We start from the raw sequence: 17,689 nt of genomic DNA, 5'->3' as shown, positions 1-17,689 counted from the left end.
ACACCTCCTTACACTTCAAGTTTGCCACTCATTAAGCGTGGTAAAAGCATATCTCTTTGTTTAATTAATAATTGGATTTCATTCCAAAGGTTATTTTGCTCTTGAATAATCGGTTTAATAAAATCAGCAAAAACTATTTGTAATTCATAATCAGGAACCAAAATCTTCATTCCCGTAAATCTACCCCAATGTCTTTTATACTCTTCTGTTACAATAATTTTGTGAACAGCATAAAACAAATAATAGTCATTCAACTTATTTTCATTTTCGCTTATAAATGGAACCACATTTTCACCCAAAGAAAACTCTCTAATCATTAACACAAATTTACATGAATGATCACCAAACAAAAGAACTGGTTTATCAATACTTGCACAATGAGATGGTTCATCATTATGGTAACCTAGGAATTCCGCTGAAGATTGATCAATTACTATTACTTTACCTTCCGATTCCAATTCATTTCTTTTATATAACCGATTAAAAGGCAATCTTTTTACACAGTTCTTTATCTTTTTAACTTCCCAGCCTTTTGGTATGCCATTTTCAAATTCTACATCCTCATATCCAGGAAAGCGGAATCTTACAAACCATTCTTTATATAGATTCTCTGCCATTTGCTCCAACAACTTGATCCGCTTGTTGTTGTTTTCGATGAGGTTGTCGTAAGTTGTCAATATCGATGAAATCTTCTTTTGAATAACAAGTCTTGGTAGTAAAGCTTTGTGTTTTGATAAATTATTTATTGTGATTTGTGATTGAGCCGCCCCCGTATCCAAGTATCTCAAATTATTGCAAACAAATTGATAATATAAGTAACGCATATCTGCAACACTTTCATCAAGATCAACAATGATAGATAGATTCGTGATATAAGATTTTGGCGGTGAAATTTTTACATCCCCTGTACCTCCAACTCCTCTTGCTACCACAATTAAAGTCGGATTTTCAACCATGTATTCACTATAATATCCTGTTATTCTATATCCGCTGAAAACAGGATATCCATCGTCAAGAAACTTATCTTTATCAGGCATCTTTCCATAGCGAAATTTTGCTATATTCCCCAATTTCACATATTTCATATCACTCACCCAACAATTCTTTCAGATTATTTGCGATGAGCTCTTCAAGTTTCTTTGCCTCAGCACTTAATGAAGTGAACTCGGCATTCAAGGATAACATTTCTTCCTTAAACTCTTCCTCGGTTAATCCATCATCTTCTATCACTACACCTACATAACGACCTGCATTGAGGGAGTAGTCCTGTTCAATGATTCCGTCTTCACCATTCATAGGTGCAACTTTACAAAGGCCGATAACATCAGCATATACACCATCTGGGAATCTTTCTGTTAACCACTCTATCTGTGATTGCCAGTAATCTTTAGTTAGTACTTCTTTATCATCAGAAGATTCTGGAGCATTTGCAAGTTCTGTTTTATATTCATCAAGCAAGTCAACAAGCGCCTGTGTATCACCATGATATAGTTTTGTTATTACGCCAAGGTTCTTAATCTGCTCATCTGAGAACTTTCTATGAGCACGGTCAATCTGTGTAAATACATTTCTAGCATCAATAAATAAGATTTCATTTTTCTTCTCAGTATTTGGTTTCTGCTTATCGAAGAACCACAGAGTTGCCGGAAGAGTTACTGATGAAAACATATTAGAAGGAAGAGTCACCATCTGCGAGATGATACCTTCTTCAATCATTTTCTTTCTGATTTCATATTCTGAACCAGAAGCATCCGAAGCGGAGTTTGCCATAACAAGAGCTGCCTTACCATGCTCATTTAACGCAGTGGCAAAGTATCCAATCCACAAGTAGTTAGCATTTGGTACTGTTTCTTTTTTATCAGATTTTTTCTTTGTTGATTTTGTCTTTTTTCTTGGCACACCATACGTATTAAAACGGGAATCATCGGCAACTTTTTCAACCACAACCTCATCAACATTAAAGGGAGGATTTGCCATTACATAGTCAAACTGTCCAAATGCATTATATGGATCAGAGTAAAATGAGTTAGCTTGTGTAATATCACCACGAATATTATTCAAAAGAAGGTTCATCTTTGCCAGTTTAACGGTGTCTGGTTCCTTTTCCACACCATAGCAACGGAATTTCATCTGTTCACTCTCGCTGACATTGTGATTATGCATGTACCTTGCTGCCTGAACAAACATCCCTCCTGAACCACATGCTGGATCTAGGAACTTCTTTTCACCGGGCTGAGGATCTAATACTTCAACCATATATCTTACAACAGTTGCAGGAGTGTAGAATGTTCCTCCATCCTTACCTTCCGCAAGTGCGAATTTTCCTAAAAAGTATTCATAAATTTCACCAAAGATATCAATAGTGCTATTTTCAGGAATATCCTTGAAAATACGCACGATGTTAGAGAGAAGCTCTGGTTCCTCATCCGGAACAAGCTGTGCGTATACTTCTTTAGGAAGAACTCCTTCCATTCTAGGGTTTTCATCTTCAATAGCTTCCATAGCTTCCTTTACGATGATAGCTTTGTTTGCATCGTCCGGTGCGTCATTGATAAAGTCATAATAAGCACATTCTGGAAGATAGAATCCGCATTTTTCTATTGAGATTTCTTTCATGGATTTTTCCATACGTCCACCTTTAAGACGATTATACTCTTCCTCAATATCTTCCTTATGTTGTTTATATAAAATATCTGCATATCTAAGGAAGATAAGCCCGAGAATAGGCTGACCATATTTATTCGCAGCTAAATGCGCACTTGCACGAAGAACATCGGCAGAATGCCATAGTTTATCTTTTAATTGTTTTAGTTCTGTATCTTTCATTCCCTATTTTTCCTCCTTAATAAATTCAAGTACATCGTTAGGATAGGAGTACCGTTCAGCGATATACAGATACTCTCTAATTTATCTAATGCCATATATTTCCCTGTTGGAGTTATACTATGGAATGGAACTATTAAAATTTATTTAGTAAGTAAATTCCCTAACTCACTGCTCAATCTCTGCTTTATAGAACAGAAATCAAGCCCCTGAACTTTCTCTGCACGTAATCTAATTTTTTCTTCAGTAGTATAAGAATCTAACTCATCTTGAGTGAAAAAATCTTTTGCATCATATCGACGTATAGGTATAATTATTTTATTATAATAAACCAGCATTTTAATAGGATTGGCTCGTAATACCTCGGCCAACCCAGAATCCGCAGTTGCAAAATAGTGGAGATAAATCACATCTGGGTTTTCAATACAATTTAATAAAGTACTTTGCTCCAATAGTCTTATATGAAAAATATCCCATGCTGTATTATGTATTTTATCAATTAACTTATCAGCCTTTAACTGCAACTTTTTAAATATTTCTTGAACCGCACTATCATTTTTCAAAAAAAGTATTAATAAAGTCATTTCCAATTCTAAAAATACGCATAAATCCTCAATACAATAGCGTTTAAACTCAGCCACTTTAGCTTTTGTAGAAAGATTTTTTGTATTTTTCAAAATGAATGCTTTCAATATATAGCAACACACTGCCTCATAATGTTGTATCACCTCATCATTACTTAGGTAGTATTCTGCATCTTCCCAGATTTCTTTCATCCAAATATATTTATCTGGTTTTAGAGTCTGAGGCACATTAGATTGAAATACTTCAAAATTAATGCTATCAAAATAAACATAACTTTCAATCATTTTAGCTAATAATTCACGATTTATTGGGGTGGTATATCTTTCCATTAAAGCAGTTGAAATATTATTTGTTAGACGCAACGATTTAATCTCGTGTAAAAATCTAATTAAATTCTCCTTATCTAGGATATTTCTTCCTCTATATAAATCATGTATGTAAGTAAAAATGTTTAGGTCGTAATTGACAATTCTAGCAACGGGTAAGAAATTATCCTTAGCATTCACAGTATTTTTATCAATAACCCAAATTTTTTGGTAATCTCCCAAACCAATCAGATTAAACTTTCCATAGCTAAATGATTTGCCTATATTACCAAAATTTGACTTTTCTTCATCAAATAGAAAAACTCTACACTTATGAAGGTTCCATCTATTGAAAACTTCCATTTTCTGTATGGTCGTTTCACACTTAACTAGCTCCTGAATAAAAGGATATATTTCAAGCATAGGCGTTTAACCTCCAAAAATACTTAGTTGTCTTGTTCATAACGAATAATTTCTTCCCAATAATCATACTCATCACAAATATACAACATTGCATTAAGTAGCTTCAAAAACTCTTGTTCTTCTATTTCTTTCTCCCACCTACCATGTCCAATCATATGTCGATTTGGTTCATCAAGTGTAAACCTATTTGTATCTTTGAAGAAACGATACAGCCAGTGCATCAGTCCTACATCGCTAAACGACTTATCAATAAATATATTATCAATTTCTTTAATCGCTCGGTGACCTACTGGTATTTTTTTCTCTAATGAAGTCAATTCTGAAATTCTATTTAGCGCACCATCAATTGCCAAACTCCCAAGAGTGTATGCTGCATAAAAGTTTTTATTAAAGTAGCAGTCAACCATTGATTTTACTAGGGGAGCCGAGTAACACGGCGAATTTTGTAAGGAAATAATAAATTTCTCATTTTTTAGTTTATCCCTAAGCAACTTAATCCATTCGTCCTCCAAGGTATTCCATTCCTCAGCAAGTATACGCTGATAAACATTTCTGTCACGAAAATAAATAACCCATCCATTTTCTGCTAGCAGTTGAACTCGAGATATAATCTGCTCGATTTCTTCTTGTGTGTAAATCGAAGGCAGTGATTTTAAAAGTTCATTGATGCCACTAAAAATCTTTGAATAATCAATTTGATAGCTAGCAATTAAATTTTTTGCAGAATCTGCAATGTTTTGAATTGCTTGCAAGTGTGTGCTTGATAACGTTTTATTGTACGAAGCAATCACTTCTGACATGACATTAATAGCGTTTTTGTCCACTTGAATTAATGAAGGCAGACTTACTAAAGGAGTCGTCAAATTAGCAATATTCACTAATTTAGCTGAACTTAATACATTTGAAGTTGCAATTAATTCTGAAATAATGTTAGCATTTACAGTTGCTTGAAAGTTACTAAAGGTATCAGCCAAAACAGAAATAGCTGCAGTATTTTGTCCCAATTTTATCTTCTCAGAGAGGTTTGTTGAGCTGTCTAAGGCAATTTTTATAGAGTCTTTTTCAACTTTCTTCACTTTATTACTATCAGTCATTTCGTCCTTCCAAAACAGCTTATTCATATTGTTTATTATACCACTAAAACCCAAAAAGACCTTAACCATTCGGTCACAGTTACTGACAATTTTATCTTAGTCCATCTGTCAAATTTTCCCTTTCTATGTGCTAATTATTCTGTCCAATAACTAACACATAATTAGCACATTAAAAACTATTTTATTTTCTGAACTAAAAATTTTAATCGTTAACTGAAATAATATTCTAAAAAGTTTTTGACTCCTGTCAGATTGTAAAACTTACTATAAAATTGCTTGATTTCCTGTAAGAATATAAACTACTATACTACTTCTACTTCGCTGATGCCTCAGCTCGTACAAGCAGTGATACTGCCTCAACATGTGTTGTCTGTTCCTTGAGAATACAATTTTTTATCCTCGTCACTGTTTTGAGGACACAATTTATCTGTTTCTAGTTTAGCATTTTTACGTTTACTTTTAAATTGTTTACCATCCTTGTTTTGAGTTTCACCTGTTTTGAATATTATGGTTAACATTGCAGGATCAATTTCTCCATCGCTATTAACTCCACCTACAATAATTTTCTCAACAATACTTTCAAAAACTGCACGATCAAACTCCGTAAGCATTTTCTGTGAAGATAGCAAGTGCTTAAACTCAGTTAGTCTTTTCTTTACATCGATCTCTGATTTTAAGGTTGTTTCAATATTTACCTTCTCTTCTGCTAGAAACTCTTTTTCTGAGGAAATTTCATTGTACTTTTCATTGTATATGGTATCGCTAATTTTCCCTTCGAGCCTTAGATTTACAAGATTTTCCTCTTTTTTTAGTAATGTTCGAAGTTTGTTTGTAATCCTTTTTAGTTCCTTGTTAAGAATATTGTCATTCAATTCAGATTCAATCGTTTCAAGTAAGTCTGTCATTAAGTTTTCATTTGAATGATAGAGTTGTCTGTAAGCTTTCATGAAAGCCCCCTCAATAGCGAGCTCTTCTAATCCTTTACTATGCTTACAAAATTTCTTTCCTTTCTTTATCGATGTAACACAGTGCCACACAACCTTGCGATAATCTGAACGGCAGTGCCAACTTCTTCTAGATAATATTGAACCACAAAAACCACATTCTAACATGCTACTAAAAGCATACATTTTTGAATAGCGTTCACGCTTGCCATTTACATTTGCAGCAGTCTTCTTATTTCCTGATCGACGCAGTCTTATCTCCTGAGCTTTTTCAAAATCTTCTTTAGATATTATAGGTTCATGATTATCTTTGATATAGTACTTATCTTCTTCTCCAAAATTACTCAACCTTCTCTTGCTTATTGGGTCAACTGTAAAAGTTTTTCCCATTAGAATATCACCTTTATATTTTTCATTCTTTATGATTCCTAAGACTGTTGTATCATTCCAATGATTTAATCCTCTCGGAGATTTGTAACCTAGTTCATCAAGTTCCCTTGCTATAACTTTCCCTCCAATACCTTCTAAGTACCTTTCAAAGATATAACGAACTATTTTTGCTTCTTTTTTATTGATAGAAAGTTGCTTGGTTTCTACATCATAATCATACCCCAAGCACCCTTGAAACCCTATAAGTTCACCACGTTGCATCTTCATTTTTAATCCCTTTTTCACATGTGCAGATGTATTTTCTACTTCTTGCTGTGCAACAGAGCTAAGAATGGTTAGAAGTAGTTCTCCATCCATAGTAAGGGTATCTATGTTCTCTTCCTCAAAATAAACTCCAATTTGCATATCCTTTAACATTCTGACATATTTCAAAGTATCTAGGGTATTCCTGGCAAATCTAGCAATTGCCTTTGTGACAATGTAATCTATTTCTCCATTTACACAATCATTTATTAATCGTTGAAAATCTTGTCTCTTTCCTACTTGTGTTCCTGAAATCCCCTCATCTGCATAGATACCTGCCAGTTCCCAGTCCGACCGCTGAGAGATATAATCTTTATAATGTCTCACCTGAGATTCATAGCTGTTCTTCTGATCTTCGCTATCAGAACTAACTCGGCAATAAGCAGCAACCCTTTTTGAGTCTCTTTCGGAATTGTCGCCTCTTCGACGAACTAACGAATCAGCTTTTATTATTTCAACATTATTTTTTTTCATACTGAAATTCCTCCTTTTGATTCTATATTACCGCGTTCTGATCAAAAGGTCAGCTATTTTGTGTACTTAATACGCAGTCTATTTTTAATTTTTTCATATTCCTTTTTGCTCACCATATTTCTAGAATATAAAAAGTTGAGCATTGAAAGTTGCATACTATATTTTACTACTGATTGTTCCAAAACTTTCCCTCCTCTTAACATGTTACTCTAAGTTATTCTCTGTGGGTATGACTGGTTAAATCAATCATGGGAATTTCACCCGCTATCCTTTTACGATGGCAGCCTGAACGGTCAGAAGTATCATTATCATTATTTGTGTCATGGCAGATAGGTTACCATCCTATTTTTGAATAAATGATTTTCGCTCATTTCTTGGCGCATTTCATTCTATTGCTCAACAAATAAATAAAGTCCCACCTAGAATTATTCAATTGTCAATGAACAAATCAGGAGGGACTATTTTATATTATGTTTTATTCGCTGAGGAAAGTCTGTAAGCCCTAGCAAATAATCTGTACTGACGTTGTATAAATTTGAGAGCTCAATAAGTATTTCTGCTGTCAATGTTACTTCACCACGCTCTATTTTTGCATAGTTTGTATGAGAGAACGAAAGAATTTCTGCAACATATCTTTGAGTGTAATCATGATCCTCTCTTAAATTTCTCAATCGTCTGTACATTACCTACTCCTATGAAAAGTATAGTGTACTTTCTTTAGGATTTTTATATATTGTCATAATGTGACAATATCAATAGATATAACGATTACATTCTAATCTAATTTTATAACTTCAAATACTAATTTCTATCTTTCCTAAAAAATATTAACTAATGCATTGTAGGTATAATCACAAACCGCTTGGTAATCATGCCTACCTCCCTGTCTTTCACGGAAAATGACATTTTCTTCCATCTTAAAAATAGATGGGACTTTCCTGGCAAGAGAGAGGACTTGCTCTTTAAAGGCGGTGTAGGCAAAATCATCTGTGCCACTAGCAGCATAAATGAAGAAGTCTTTTTGTTTCTCTTTAACTATATTTGCGAATTCTTTAGCTAGTATTCCAACATTTCCACTCATAGGATTGAAATAATAAAAGTAATCTAAGGCATTTTCAAAGGTTCGCCAGGTATTGACAGAACCCATTGAAAAACCGCTGAAGGCACGAAATTGACGCGAGGCTATCAAATCTGCTGGGCTGGTTGATGCTGTTGCCGTTTGAGAACTTGTCGTTGATTGACTCTGACTTGTCGTCGAGGTTGATTGTCGTCCTCTTGAGAAGTTCCATGTAAATAGGGCGACAAGTATTGCTACCACACCAATTCCAAAAATCATCTGTCGTCTTTTCATAAGAGTTTCCTCTTTCTATTTGTTTAAATTGTTATACCACGTCATCAAGTCTGAATCAGCCTGATCAACCTTATTTCCTTCGACTGCAAAGGCAGGCTCAATACGAGCGGTAACCTGGTTTTCAGCCAAAATAGTTTTGATATAATCGATACTTGATCCGAGTCCATAGCCTCCATTTGTCGAAAATGGAATAATCGTTTTTCCATCAAGTTCTTTGGCATAGGTCTCGATAAAGGTTGCAACAGGTTCTGCCATTGTCATGCCCCAAATAGGATAGCCGATATAAATAGTTTTATAGTGAGATAAATCTGGCATCTCTACGTTCAATTCAGGAGTGTTTTTGACATTTCGTTCCTGATTGACCCGTTGTACCGTTTCACCATAATCAGAACTATACGTTTCTTTGGCAACCAATTCAATCACATCTGCACCAGAAAGTGCCTGAATCTTGCTAGCCAGTAACTCCGTAGAGCCTGACCGTGAAAAATAGACAATCAGACTATCGGCGTCTTCAGACAAGATTCGAGTTGGCTCTTGCTCAGAATTGGTATCTTTTCCATCCGAGACTGTCCCACGACTATTATTCCACTCTGCATCTGAGAGACCAACTTGCGGTGCTACAATCTGACTTTGGTCCATTTTCCCGCTTGGAAGAACAGATGAAGGTGAGGTTGATAAACTACTACTTGTAGTATTGTTATTTGGAACGGAGCAAGCAGCTAAGACTAGGACACTTACCAATAAAATAAAGCTTTTTCTCATAGAAACCTCCTAGGTATTTTTTCCAAATTGATAAATAAAGATAAAGACAAAAAGCAAAGCGACTAGGCTAAAACCTGCCATCCAACCAAGACTGACATAGAAATTCGATGTCGTCGCCATAATAACAGATAAGCCAATTGGTCCACCAATTTGATGCATGGCATTTGTCAAGCCACTAGCCGAACCTGCCAAGTCATCAGGAGCTTGATAGATACCTGCTGACGTCACAGGGGCAACGACCAATGCTTGACCAATACCAATCACCAGCATTGGCAAGGCAACAGCTTGCACATAACCCAACTCTAATGGTGATAGACTAGCCCAAAAAAGACCAAGTGACAAAGCGATCTCTCCAATGAGTAAAATACGATTATTACCAAATTGCTTAGTCAGTTTGGGGAGTTGAAGAGCAGTAAGGAAGGTTGTGATTGTCAAGGGCAGAAAGGCAAAACCAGACCCCAAGGCAGAAAAACCATACTCAGCCTGTAATACCTGTGGCAATAGGAACCAATAGGGCAACATAGCCATCATGAATAGAGCTCTGACAAGATAGGCACCAAAACGAACTTTATTTTTGAATAAGTCTAGTGGCATAATAGGTAGTTTTTGTCTTTTTTCATAGAAATAAAAGCCAATCAAGATGAGAAAACCAGCGATAACAAAGGCAAGAGGGTAAATCTCACCGTCCAAACCATAGATCAGACTCGCTAAACCTGCAACTGACAATAAACTCCCCAAGTAATCTATTTTCTCTTGGTGTCCAGCCTTAGCAACTACATGGCGATGAGTCAGATACATCAAGAGCAAGGTCAAAGGGACATTGATTAGAAATCCTGCTCGCCAGGATACAAAACTGGTTAGGCCACCACCAATCAAGAGACCAACACTTGATCCAATTCCAGCCGTCGCACCATAGTAGGAAATAGCTTTTGTTCGCATCTCACCCGTATAAGTATCCATCATTAAGGCAAGGGTTGTTGGCGCGATAATAGAACTTCCAATTCCTTGAATAGCACGTGCCAAAATCATCATAGATGCATTTTGGGCAAGGCCAATCACCAAGGAACTCAGTCCAAATATAGCTAGACCAATTTGAAAAATTCGCTTACGACCCAACAAATCAGACAAGCGGCCAGAAAGGAGCAAAAAGCCACCGAAGGTAAGCGTATAGGCATTTGACACCCAAGCTAGACTGGTATCTGTTAGGTTTAAACTCTCCCCAATCTGAACAGAACTGGTAAAGATAATGGAATTATCCATTAAGATCAAAAAATAAGCTAATAGGGTAATGGGTAAGATGATCCCAAATAATTCTTTTCTCATATACTCACACTTTCTTAGTAGAAAACTGGTTTCGCTAAAGCTTCACTTCCTGGCTCTACAATTCCAACACTCACACCCAAGTCACGACTCGGATCTTGCAATAAGTTCATAACATATTGGGCAACTGCTTGGCGCGTGACTTGCGCTCCTTTATAAGGTTCCCCCTGCGGAATCAATTTATAGGCACGATTGCCTTCCTGATTATAGAGCCAAGTCATACGAAGGTAGGTATAATCCAAACCTGACTCATCCACTAACTTAGCACCGATGACCCGATTATTTGTTGGAGAATAAGCACCAATCATGGATTCATTCCATCGACCAAAGTCTCCGACGACCTCATCATACACACCGAGAACCCCTGCTACAATGAGGCGTCTGATACCCTTTTCCTTCATGACAGCAATGGTTGGCTCTAACAAGGCTGGCGATGCTTCATTGACAAAGACAACATCTGCATACTCTAAAGCCTGTCGGACATTATCAAGACGGGACATATCCCCATCCACATAGCGAATGCGGTCATCCTGATAAGACAAACGTTGACTGACCTTTCGTCCCGCTAGTGTCAATTTAAAATCGGTTTCTTCTAATACCCGTGGGATAAGAAATCCCGGAATTTGTCCTGCTGCACCAATAATTACTAATCTCATTGTTTTTCTCCAATTTCTATTTGTTGATTTGTTTTTCCCAGAAGGAAATGGCGTTATCGATCCAACCTTCTGCTACTGTGTCTTTTCCAATGCCAAATCCATGCCCCAACCCTTTATAGACGTGAAACTGGCTGTCAATCCCAAGCTTTTTCAAGTTCTTCAGTCGATTTTCCATCACTTGCCAATTGGCAATCCAGTCATTAGTACCACAATTGGCATAGGTCGGTGCATCATCTCTAGAAACAGATGAATAACCAGTATATTGACTAACAACCATGCTGGCTGGCTCTATGGATGTCCTTGTTAAACGTTGTAATTCGCTTTTGTTACCTAAGCGAATAGCCATCCTAGCTCCAGCAGAACCACCCCAAAGCGAATACTGGTCAGGGACTATCTTCAATTCACTGGAGTGACTATAAAGATAATCTAGTGCCTGTGCTAGATCTTCATAGGCCTTCTTGGGGCGATAGATCAGAGCAAAGGCATTGTAGCCTCTTTGGCTTAAGGCCAAGGCTTGTGGGAAACTGTCGTGCAAGGCAGCAACATAATGAAAACCGCCGCCTGCATTGATAAGGGCAAATTTCTCATATTCCTTCCCTTTGAAGTAAAATAGCCCTGTTTCTCTCTTACTTGGATCCTTCACCATCTCGTCCTCATCATAAATGGAGAAAAAGATTTGTTCATTTTTTTGAGCACGCTCGAGTAAGTTGTTCAAAACCTCTAAACTGGTCTTTGTTTTCAGGTTTGAATACCAGATAAAATGATTTGAATCAGTCACATCTTGGACAGTCTCCTCAGGATGAAAGGCCAGCTGAAGAGGGAATAATAAGTGTCCAAATCCTCTAAAACTAGGATGTTGGGTAATTTCTCTAATTTTTGTATCTTTTGTAAATACCATAATTCCTCCTTTAGACAGGAGTCTTCTTACTCCCTAAACACAGGTTCAACCCTTTTACAACGGCTAAATTTTTATGGTCAATAATCTCACTGCAACCAATGTCCAGCTGTTTGATTTGGTCTAAGTCTTCTTGGCCCAATTCAAAATCCCAAAGGGCTACATTTTCTTCCAAATGTACGGGATTTGTTGATTTGGGGATGACGCTATTGCCCATCTGCACACTCCACTTTAAAGCGATTTGAGCAATGGATTTCTGATGTTTTTTCGCGATATTTTCTAATACTGGATGCTGAAAGATATTTTTCATCCCTTCACAAAGCGGGCCCCAAGCCTGAACCTGAATCCCGTAATCCTTCATCAGTTTCCTTAGGGATGATTGATGATAGAAAGGATGAAGCTCAATTTGATTTACTGCTGGAACAATTTTTGTATTTAAAATAAAATCAAGCAAGCGATCTTCAGAGAAATTCGATACGCCAATAGCCTTAATTTTCCCTTGAGTATAAAGCTCCTCTAAGGCACGCCAAGATCCATAAACATCCCCCATCGGTTGATGAATCAAATACAGGTCAATGTAATCTGTTCCCAAGCGATTTAGGCTTGTTTTAAACTCCTTCATCGTTGCCTCATAGCCATCAGAATGAATCCAGACCTTGCTGGAAATAAAAAAATTCTCTCGAGCAATTCCTGAATCCTTAATGGCCTGCCCTAAATCTGCTTCATTACTATAGATACTAGCCGTATCAAATAAGCGATACCCAGCCTCAATCGCCTGTTTGATGTAGGTTTGAGTCTCATCACCTTTCAGCTGAAACAGCCCCATCCCAACCTGTGGCATTTCTACTCCATTATTTAATCTAATCTTATTCATACAGCCACCTCCACTTGATGTCTCTATTTTACAAGTGCTTTAAAAAATAGTACAATAGCAATTAGTTAGACTGCTATTCATAAAGTGAATAGTCACAAAGGAGAAGATATGATCAATTTACAGCACCTAGAACAATTGATTACGGTCGCTAAAGAAGGGACGCTATCACGCGCAGCTGAGGTTTTGTTGATTTCACAGCCGTCTTTGACCCGTAATATGCGTCAGTTAGAAGACGACTTAGGCGTCCAGCTTTTCCAACGAAGCAAAAACAAACTTTCCTTAACGGAAACTGGTAAATATACTGTTCAACAAGCAGAAGCTTTGCTCAACCATGAGCAGCAATTTTTGAAAAATATCCAACGTTTTTCTCTCCAAGCCACGATTTTATTTGGTGGCATCTCAGCTCCTGGTGTAGAATGGGAAGTGAGGAATCGTTTAGCAGAGCAGGACTTAGAACAAGAAGTCCATGTCGAGTTACACGATAATGACTCCCTACTAGAAGGCCTACTTAGTCAGAAATTCCAGTTTATCGTGACAGACTTTCCAATTGAGCATGACGATGTGCTGACAACTGGATTCTTCAAAGAACAACTTTATATTTCCGTTCCACCTGCCCATCCCTATGCCATGCGTGAGGAAATTGCATTGGAAGATTTGGCAAACCTAACCATGCTCTTGCGGTCCGGTTTGGGGATTTGGCAACCACTTGTGGATCAGCTAACACAAACCAAATTTATTGTCCAGACAGATTGGGAAGCCTTTGACGAACTGATCTCTGCTTCTGCTTTGCCAAGCTTTTCAACCAATATCTCTCAAGCCTCCTCAGACAATCCAACCCAACGTGTGCATGTCCCAATCGTAGATAAGGAAGCCACAAAAACCTTTTACATCTCAACTTTGAAAAAGAATAAAAGTGTATTAATGCAATTCACTTGATAGTACAAAAAAAGTATGGTCCTTCGAAAGAACCATACTTTTCTTTATTTGATAAGAATTACTGCCTAATTGCTCTAGGTAAAACGATGACCAAGAACGTAAACAGCACTGCCCACATCATAGCAGAAGGGAAGACCGTTAAGGTCAAGACTAAACCTATTAGCTTTAGTGCAATATCAACTAGACCTTCCTTATCTAAAATGTTAAAACGGCTTGCTCCAACAGCATCGGGATTTAGTTTATGCAATTCGTGATACATCCAGACGTTACAAGCTGTTACCAGAAGAACAATGACCCCATATAAGGTTTGAGCAACTGAATTGTTAAAATCAGCAGAAACCAAGGCTGTGGTGTAGGGGAAAAAGGATGAAAAGAAGAGTAAGACAATCGAACTCCAAACCAAATTGGAGTTGATTTTATCAACCACATCCCAACTACGATGCAGATTAACCCACATGGTTCCCAACCAGAAGAAAGAAATGGTGTAGGCAAAAAAATTGGTCCCCAAATCCCATAGAGCCTGCCAGCTAATCGGATCCGGCCGTTTTAATTCCAAAACTAAAATCGTCATGATAATCGCCAAGACGGCATCTGTAAAAGCGATTAAACGCTCTTTTGACATTAAATTCATGTTCACTCCTCCTTAATAAAGAGTATTATACCAAAATTTATTTCTTTTGAGAATAAAGAGTTGTTCTCTCTTTCCATAGAAATCTTCATATCCTATCTCAGTAAGCCATTCAGCTACTTCTGAGCTTGTAGCTGATGAAATAAACCGTTGCCCTTCTTCCCAGTTGCCTGTTCCTGCCATCTCTGCTAGTAAATTTCCACTTTCCCCTAAATCAGAGCTAGTAGATGTCGCAAATGGAATGACTGTTTTTCTTGAAAAGCCATTTTCTTCAACGAAATCATTGATAGGCCAGGCAGCTTCTTGCCACCAAATAGGATAGCCAATAAAAATAACATCATAATCTGCCCAGTTTTCAGAAGTCACTACTTCCAAAGGCGTTTCCCGTTGGGACTCATTGAGATACTCTTAGACGACACGACTATTTTCTTCTGTCCAATTCAAATCAGCCTCGCTATATGGATTCTGTGGTTTGATTTCAAATAGATTTCCACCTGTTTCAAAAGCGATATCTTAGGCAATCGTGGCTGTATTTCCAGAGACGGAAAAATAAGCAACAAGAATTTTTTGACTATCATCTGTCGAACTGGCTTCTTGACTGGATTCCGCCGTTTGACTGCTAGCTGTCTCACTTGTTTGCGTATTCTGCTTACTACTGCTACATGCAACAAGGACAAAAACTGTCGAAAATCCTAGAAAAATAAACTTAGTTTCTTCATGAACCTCTCCCTTCCTTATCTAGTTATCATACCCTTGTAGTTCATTCCATACAAGCCGGCATAACGGCTCATGGTGTAATTTCCCATATCAAGAACTTCCTGCGTCGGAGCTGAGCCTTGAAAGATAAAATACAAGTCTTTGCCAATCAGCTGATCTTCTACTCGCCCGTATTGTCGATCTAGAAAATTTCGTACCAAACCATTGATGCTATGCCAATAGACTGGTGAGCCAATCACAATTGTATCTGCTTCAAATAGCTTTGCTAGCACCTCTTCAAATTGATCATCTGAGAAATCTTGTCCGTAATCATAAATTTTATAATCTGCTAGATGAAGCGTTTCAAAAGATTGATCTCCTAATAATTTTTTTGCTAAAGCGACGGTATTGCCATTTTTATTGGGACTACCGTTTATAAATAATGTTGTCATTTCACTTTCTCCTTATCTACCACACTTTATACCTATTAAAATGATTTCCCAACAAAGCTTGCCAAAAGTTCAACTGTTTTAGCTTCGTGATGATCCGAGAAGACAGTTGTATTCGTGTTAAGAGCCGCAATTTTGTCCATATCTTCTGCTGATAATTCAAAATCAAAGATGTCAAAGTTTTGACGGACACGTTCTGGATTGGCTGATTTTGAAAGGGAGACAATGCCACGTTGCAACTGCCAACGAAGCATAACTTGTGCTGTTGTTTTGCTGTATTTTCTGCAATTTCTTTTAAAACTGGATTATTAAAAACATCAAATTGTCCTTCAGCAAAAGAGCCCCAACTCTCTGTTTGCACCCCTTTTGAGAGCATATAGGCTTGCTCATCTTCTTTTTGGTTGAAAACGTGGAGTTCAATCTGATTGACAGCTGGAGTAACTTCATTAAAGGTAGCAAGGTTAGCTAATTGATCTGGTTTAAAGTTTGAGACTCCAATCGCTTTGATTTTTCCTTCTTTATAAAGTTCTTCTAAGGCACGCCAAGCTCCGAAAATATCGCCAAATGGTTGATGTAAGAGATAGAGATCAACGTAGTCCAAATCTAATCTACGTAAGGATTCATTAAAAGCGTCTTTAGCAGCCTCATAGCTAAAGTCAGAAATCCAAAGTTTGGTTGTGATAAAGAGCTCCTCACGGGGAACACCTGAGGCCTTGATAGCTTTTCCGACCGCTTCTTCATTACCATAAACTTGGGCAGTGTCAATCAAACGATAGCCCGTTTTAATCGCTTCTTCTACAACTGTCTGCGTTGTTTTGGCATCATGGATTTGGAATACTCCAAATCCAACCATAGGCATTTTGATTCCGTTATTAAGTATTGTGTATTGCATTGTTTACCTCGTTTTTATCTATTTCCATTATTCAAATGGATAGTTAGGATTAAATATTTTTTTCGAAGAGAGGTATGATTGCCTCAAATGCGACATCTACAAAAGGATGGAGGTCGTACATGTCAAAGTGGCTTGCTTCAGTAACTGTCATTTTCCCTGATTCAATAAATGTTGCGACTTTCATTTTTTTCTCCTCCTCTATTTATCTTAATAAACAGGACGTGTCAATCCTTGAGTATCGGGGTCTGCAAGACCTATACTTTCTCTATTGAGGTAAGTTGGATCAGCAATCATTTTGACGACAACGTCTGCCATACTTTGACGTGAGCCAGAGACACCGACATATGATTCTCCTTTGTGCGTAATACTATATTTCACCTCATCACGGTCATTTAACCAAGGCAAACGTAGAGTTGTGTAATCTAAGCCTGATTTTTCTAACAATTCGTCAGAACGTCGAGCTCGATTGAGCCCTGCTTGCGTAAGCATTTCTGTATTCCAGCGACCATATTCTCCAGGAACTTCTCCGTAAATTCCTAAAACATTTGAAGCTATAACACGTTTAACATCATTTTTAATCATTGCTGCAATAACACCTTGAGTCAGTTCGTTATCAGGGTCATGGTCAACATTTGAAATAAAAACAATATCTTGTCCTTGAACAGCCTTGTCCAACATTTCTTGGTCGTGAATGTCAGCATCTACTGTCCTTACACGCGCAGGATTAATAGCCACTAAGTCATCAACACGATGACTTTTTCGTAAATAAAGTGTCAATTGAACATCATCTTGTTCGCTCAAAAGACGCTTCGCTACAATCCGTGCAATTTGTCCATTGGCACCCAAAATTAAAACATTTTTCATTTATTATTCCTCAAATAATCTTAAA

Annotated in this window: 18 protein-coding genes and 2 pseudogenes; 1 reads left to right on the top strand and 19 read right to left on the bottom strand. The window is 37.3% G+C overall.

Annotation, left to right across the window (positions count from 1 at the left end; translation table 11 throughout):
* Positions 1 to 8: 8 nt before the first annotated feature.
* From QM877_RS01475 to QM877_RS01415, 13 genes are all read right to left on the bottom strand, one after another.
* Positions 9 to 1,085, bottom strand: a complete 1,077-nt coding sequence (locus tag QM877_RS01475; RefSeq protein WP_414276591.1) for a restriction endonuclease subunit S — start codon at positions 1,083 to 1,085, stop codon at positions 9 to 11.
* 1 nt (position 1,086) lies between these two features.
* On the bottom strand, positions 1,087 to 2,826 hold the full coding sequence (locus tag QM877_RS01470) for a type I restriction-modification system subunit M (RefSeq protein ID WP_414317349.1): 1,740 nt from the start codon (positions 2,824 to 2,826) through the stop codon (positions 1,087 to 1,089).
* Positions 2,827 to 2,966: 140 nt separating this feature from the next.
* Positions 2,967 to 4,136 carry a hypothetical protein gene (locus QM877_RS01465; protein WP_371607813.1) on the bottom strand — a complete coding sequence of 390 codons (1,170 nt, stop codon included), beginning with the start codon at positions 4,134 to 4,136 and terminating at the stop codon, positions 2,967 to 2,969.
* A gap of 23 nt (positions 4,137 to 4,159) precedes the next feature.
* Entirely contained in the window at positions 4,160 to 5,230 is a 1,071-nt protein-coding gene (locus QM877_RS01460) for a hypothetical protein (protein WP_371607814.1), read from the bottom strand.
* A 356-nt stretch (positions 5,231 to 5,586) separates the two neighbouring features.
* The gene (locus QM877_RS01455) at positions 5,587 to 7,341 is read right to left on the bottom strand and encodes a recombinase family protein (RefSeq protein WP_414317348.1); all 1,755 of its coding nucleotides are present in this window, start codon (positions 7,339 to 7,341) and stop codon (positions 5,587 to 5,589) included.
* A gap of 53 nt (positions 7,342 to 7,394) precedes the next feature.
* Complete coding sequence (locus QM877_RS01450; RefSeq protein ID WP_414317347.1) at positions 7,395 to 7,544, bottom strand: SHOCT domain-containing protein; 150 nt, start codon at positions 7,542 to 7,544, stop codon at positions 7,395 to 7,397.
* A 255-nt stretch (positions 7,545 to 7,799) separates the two neighbouring features.
* A complete protein-coding gene (locus QM877_RS01445; protein WP_042751162.1) occupies positions 7,800 to 8,024 on the bottom strand; it encodes a helix-turn-helix domain-containing protein in 225 nt (74 codons plus the stop codon).
* 134 nt (positions 8,025 to 8,158) lie between these two features.
* Positions 8,159 to 8,692: a hypothetical protein gene (locus tag QM877_RS01440; protein ID WP_414317346.1), complete on the bottom strand. Its 534-nt coding sequence runs from the start codon at positions 8,690 to 8,692 to the stop codon at positions 8,159 to 8,161.
* Positions 8,693 to 8,707: 15 nt separating this feature from the next.
* Entirely contained in the window at positions 8,708 to 9,454 is a 747-nt protein-coding gene (locus tag QM877_RS01435; protein ID WP_414317345.1) for a flavodoxin family protein, read from the bottom strand.
* Between the two features lie 9 nt (positions 9,455 to 9,463).
* Positions 9,464 to 10,777 (bottom strand): MFS transporter, encoded by a 1,314-nt coding sequence (locus QM877_RS01430; RefSeq protein WP_414317344.1) that lies wholly within the window; start codon positions 10,775 to 10,777, stop codon positions 9,464 to 9,466.
* Positions 10,778 to 10,791: 14 nt separating this feature from the next.
* On the bottom strand, positions 10,792 to 11,430 hold the full coding sequence (locus QM877_RS01425; protein ID WP_414317343.1) for an NAD(P)H-binding protein: 639 nt from the start codon (positions 11,428 to 11,430) through the stop codon (positions 10,792 to 10,794).
* 16 nt (positions 11,431 to 11,446) lie between these two features.
* On the bottom strand, positions 11,447 to 12,328 hold the full coding sequence (locus QM877_RS01420) for an alpha/beta hydrolase (protein WP_414317342.1): 882 nt from the start codon (positions 12,326 to 12,328) through the stop codon (positions 11,447 to 11,449).
* Positions 12,329 to 12,338: 10 nt separating this feature from the next.
* Complete coding sequence (locus QM877_RS01415) at positions 12,339 to 13,199, bottom strand: aldo/keto reductase (RefSeq protein ID WP_414317341.1); 861 nt, start codon at positions 13,197 to 13,199, stop codon at positions 12,339 to 12,341.
* Positions 13,200 to 13,307: 108 nt separating this feature from the next.
* On the opposite strand from QM877_RS01415, the gene QM877_RS01410 reads away from it, so the two are divergent.
* Complete coding sequence (locus QM877_RS01410) at positions 13,308 to 14,135, top strand: LysR family transcriptional regulator (protein WP_414317340.1); 828 nt, start codon at positions 13,308 to 13,310, stop codon at positions 14,133 to 14,135.
* A gap of 58 nt (positions 14,136 to 14,193) precedes the next feature.
* On the opposite strand, the gene QM877_RS01405 is transcribed toward QM877_RS01410, so the two are convergent.
* The 6 genes and pseudogenes from QM877_RS01405 to QM877_RS01380 form a co-directional block, all read right to left on the bottom strand.
* Complete coding sequence (locus QM877_RS01405) at positions 14,194 to 14,757, bottom strand: TMEM175 family protein (protein WP_414317455.1); 564 nt, start codon at positions 14,755 to 14,757, stop codon at positions 14,194 to 14,196.
* 21 nt (positions 14,758 to 14,778) lie between these two features.
* Positions 14,779 to 15,273, bottom strand: a pseudogene (locus QM877_RS01400) (flavodoxin).
* 224 nt (positions 15,274 to 15,497) lie between these two features.
* Complete coding sequence (locus QM877_RS01395) at positions 15,498 to 15,911, bottom strand: flavodoxin family protein (RefSeq protein WP_414317339.1); 414 nt, start codon at positions 15,909 to 15,911, stop codon at positions 15,498 to 15,500.
* A gap of 35 nt (positions 15,912 to 15,946) precedes the next feature.
* Positions 15,947 to 16,800, bottom strand: a pseudogene (locus QM877_RS01390) (aldo/keto reductase).
* Between the two features lie 49 nt (positions 16,801 to 16,849).
* Complete coding sequence (locus QM877_RS01385; RefSeq protein ID WP_414317338.1) at positions 16,850 to 16,984, bottom strand: hypothetical protein; 135 nt, start codon at positions 16,982 to 16,984, stop codon at positions 16,850 to 16,852.
* 23 nt (positions 16,985 to 17,007) lie between these two features.
* On the bottom strand, positions 17,008 to 17,664 hold the full coding sequence (locus tag QM877_RS01380) for an NAD(P)H-binding protein (RefSeq protein ID WP_414317337.1): 657 nt from the start codon (positions 17,662 to 17,664) through the stop codon (positions 17,008 to 17,010).
* Between the last annotated feature and the right edge of the window lie 25 nt (positions 17,665 to 17,689).

The organism is Streptococcus infantis (assembly GCF_047463655.1).
Lineage (GTDB): Bacteria > Bacillota > Bacilli > Lactobacillales > Streptococcaceae > Streptococcus > Streptococcus infantis_Z.
This window is presented reverse-complemented; position numbering and strand designations above follow the sequence as displayed.

Coding starts and splice junctions, on each gene's coding strand:
- QM877_RS01475 (WP_414276591.1), bottom strand. CDS start 1,085: ATGAAATATGTGAAATTGGGGAATATAGCAAAATTTCGCTATGGAAAG.
- QM877_RS01470 (WP_414317349.1), bottom strand. CDS start 2,826: ATGAAAGATACAGAACTAAAACAATTAAAAGATAAACTATGGCATTCT.
- QM877_RS01465 (WP_371607813.1), bottom strand. CDS start 4,136: ATGCTTGAAATATATCCTTTTATTCAGGAGCTAGTTAAGTGTGAAACG.
- QM877_RS01460 (WP_371607814.1), bottom strand. CDS start 5,230: ATGACTGATAGTAATAAAGTGAAGAAAGTTGAAAAAGACTCTATAAAA.
- QM877_RS01455 (WP_414317348.1), bottom strand. CDS start 7,341: ATGAAAAAAAATAATGTTGAAATAATAAAAGCTGATTCGTTAGTTCGT.
- QM877_RS01450 (WP_414317347.1), bottom strand. CDS start 7,544: ATGTTAAGAGGAGGGAAAGTTTTGGAACAATCAGTAGTAAAATATAGT.
- QM877_RS01445 (WP_042751162.1), bottom strand. CDS start 8,024: ATGTACAGACGATTGAGAAATTTAAGAGAGGATCATGATTACACTCAA.
- QM877_RS01440 (WP_414317346.1), bottom strand. CDS start 8,692: ATGAAAAGACGACAGATGATTTTTGGAATTGGTGTGGTAGCAATACTT.
- QM877_RS01435 (WP_414317345.1), bottom strand. CDS start 9,454: ATGAGAAAAAGCTTTATTTTATTGGTAAGTGTCCTAGTCTTAGCTGCT.
- QM877_RS01430 (WP_414317344.1), bottom strand. CDS start 10,777: ATGAGAAAAGAATTATTTGGGATCATCTTACCCATTACCCTATTAGCT.
- QM877_RS01425 (WP_414317343.1), bottom strand. CDS start 11,430: ATGAGATTAGTAATTATTGGTGCAGCAGGACAAATTCCGGGATTTCTT.
- QM877_RS01420 (WP_414317342.1), bottom strand. CDS start 12,328: ATGGTATTTACAAAAGATACAAAAATTAGAGAAATTACCCAACATCCT.
- QM877_RS01415 (WP_414317341.1), bottom strand. CDS start 13,199: ATGAATAAGATTAGATTAAATAATGGAGTAGAAATGCCACAGGTTGGG.
- QM877_RS01410 (WP_414317340.1), top strand. CDS start 13,308: ATGATCAATTTACAGCACCTAGAACAATTGATTACGGTCGCTAAAGAA.
- QM877_RS01405 (WP_414317455.1), bottom strand. CDS start 14,757: ATGTCAAAAGAGCGTTTAATCGCTTTTACAGATGCCGTCTTGGCGATT.
- QM877_RS01395 (WP_414317339.1), bottom strand. CDS start 15,911: ATGACAACATTATTTATAAACGGTAGTCCCAATAAAAATGGCAATACC.
- QM877_RS01385 (WP_414317338.1), bottom strand. CDS start 16,984: ATGAAAGTCGCAACATTTATTGAATCAGGGAAAATGACAGTTACTGAA.
- QM877_RS01380 (WP_414317337.1), bottom strand. CDS start 17,664: ATGAAAAATGTTTTAATTTTGGGTGCCAATGGACAAATTGCACGGATT.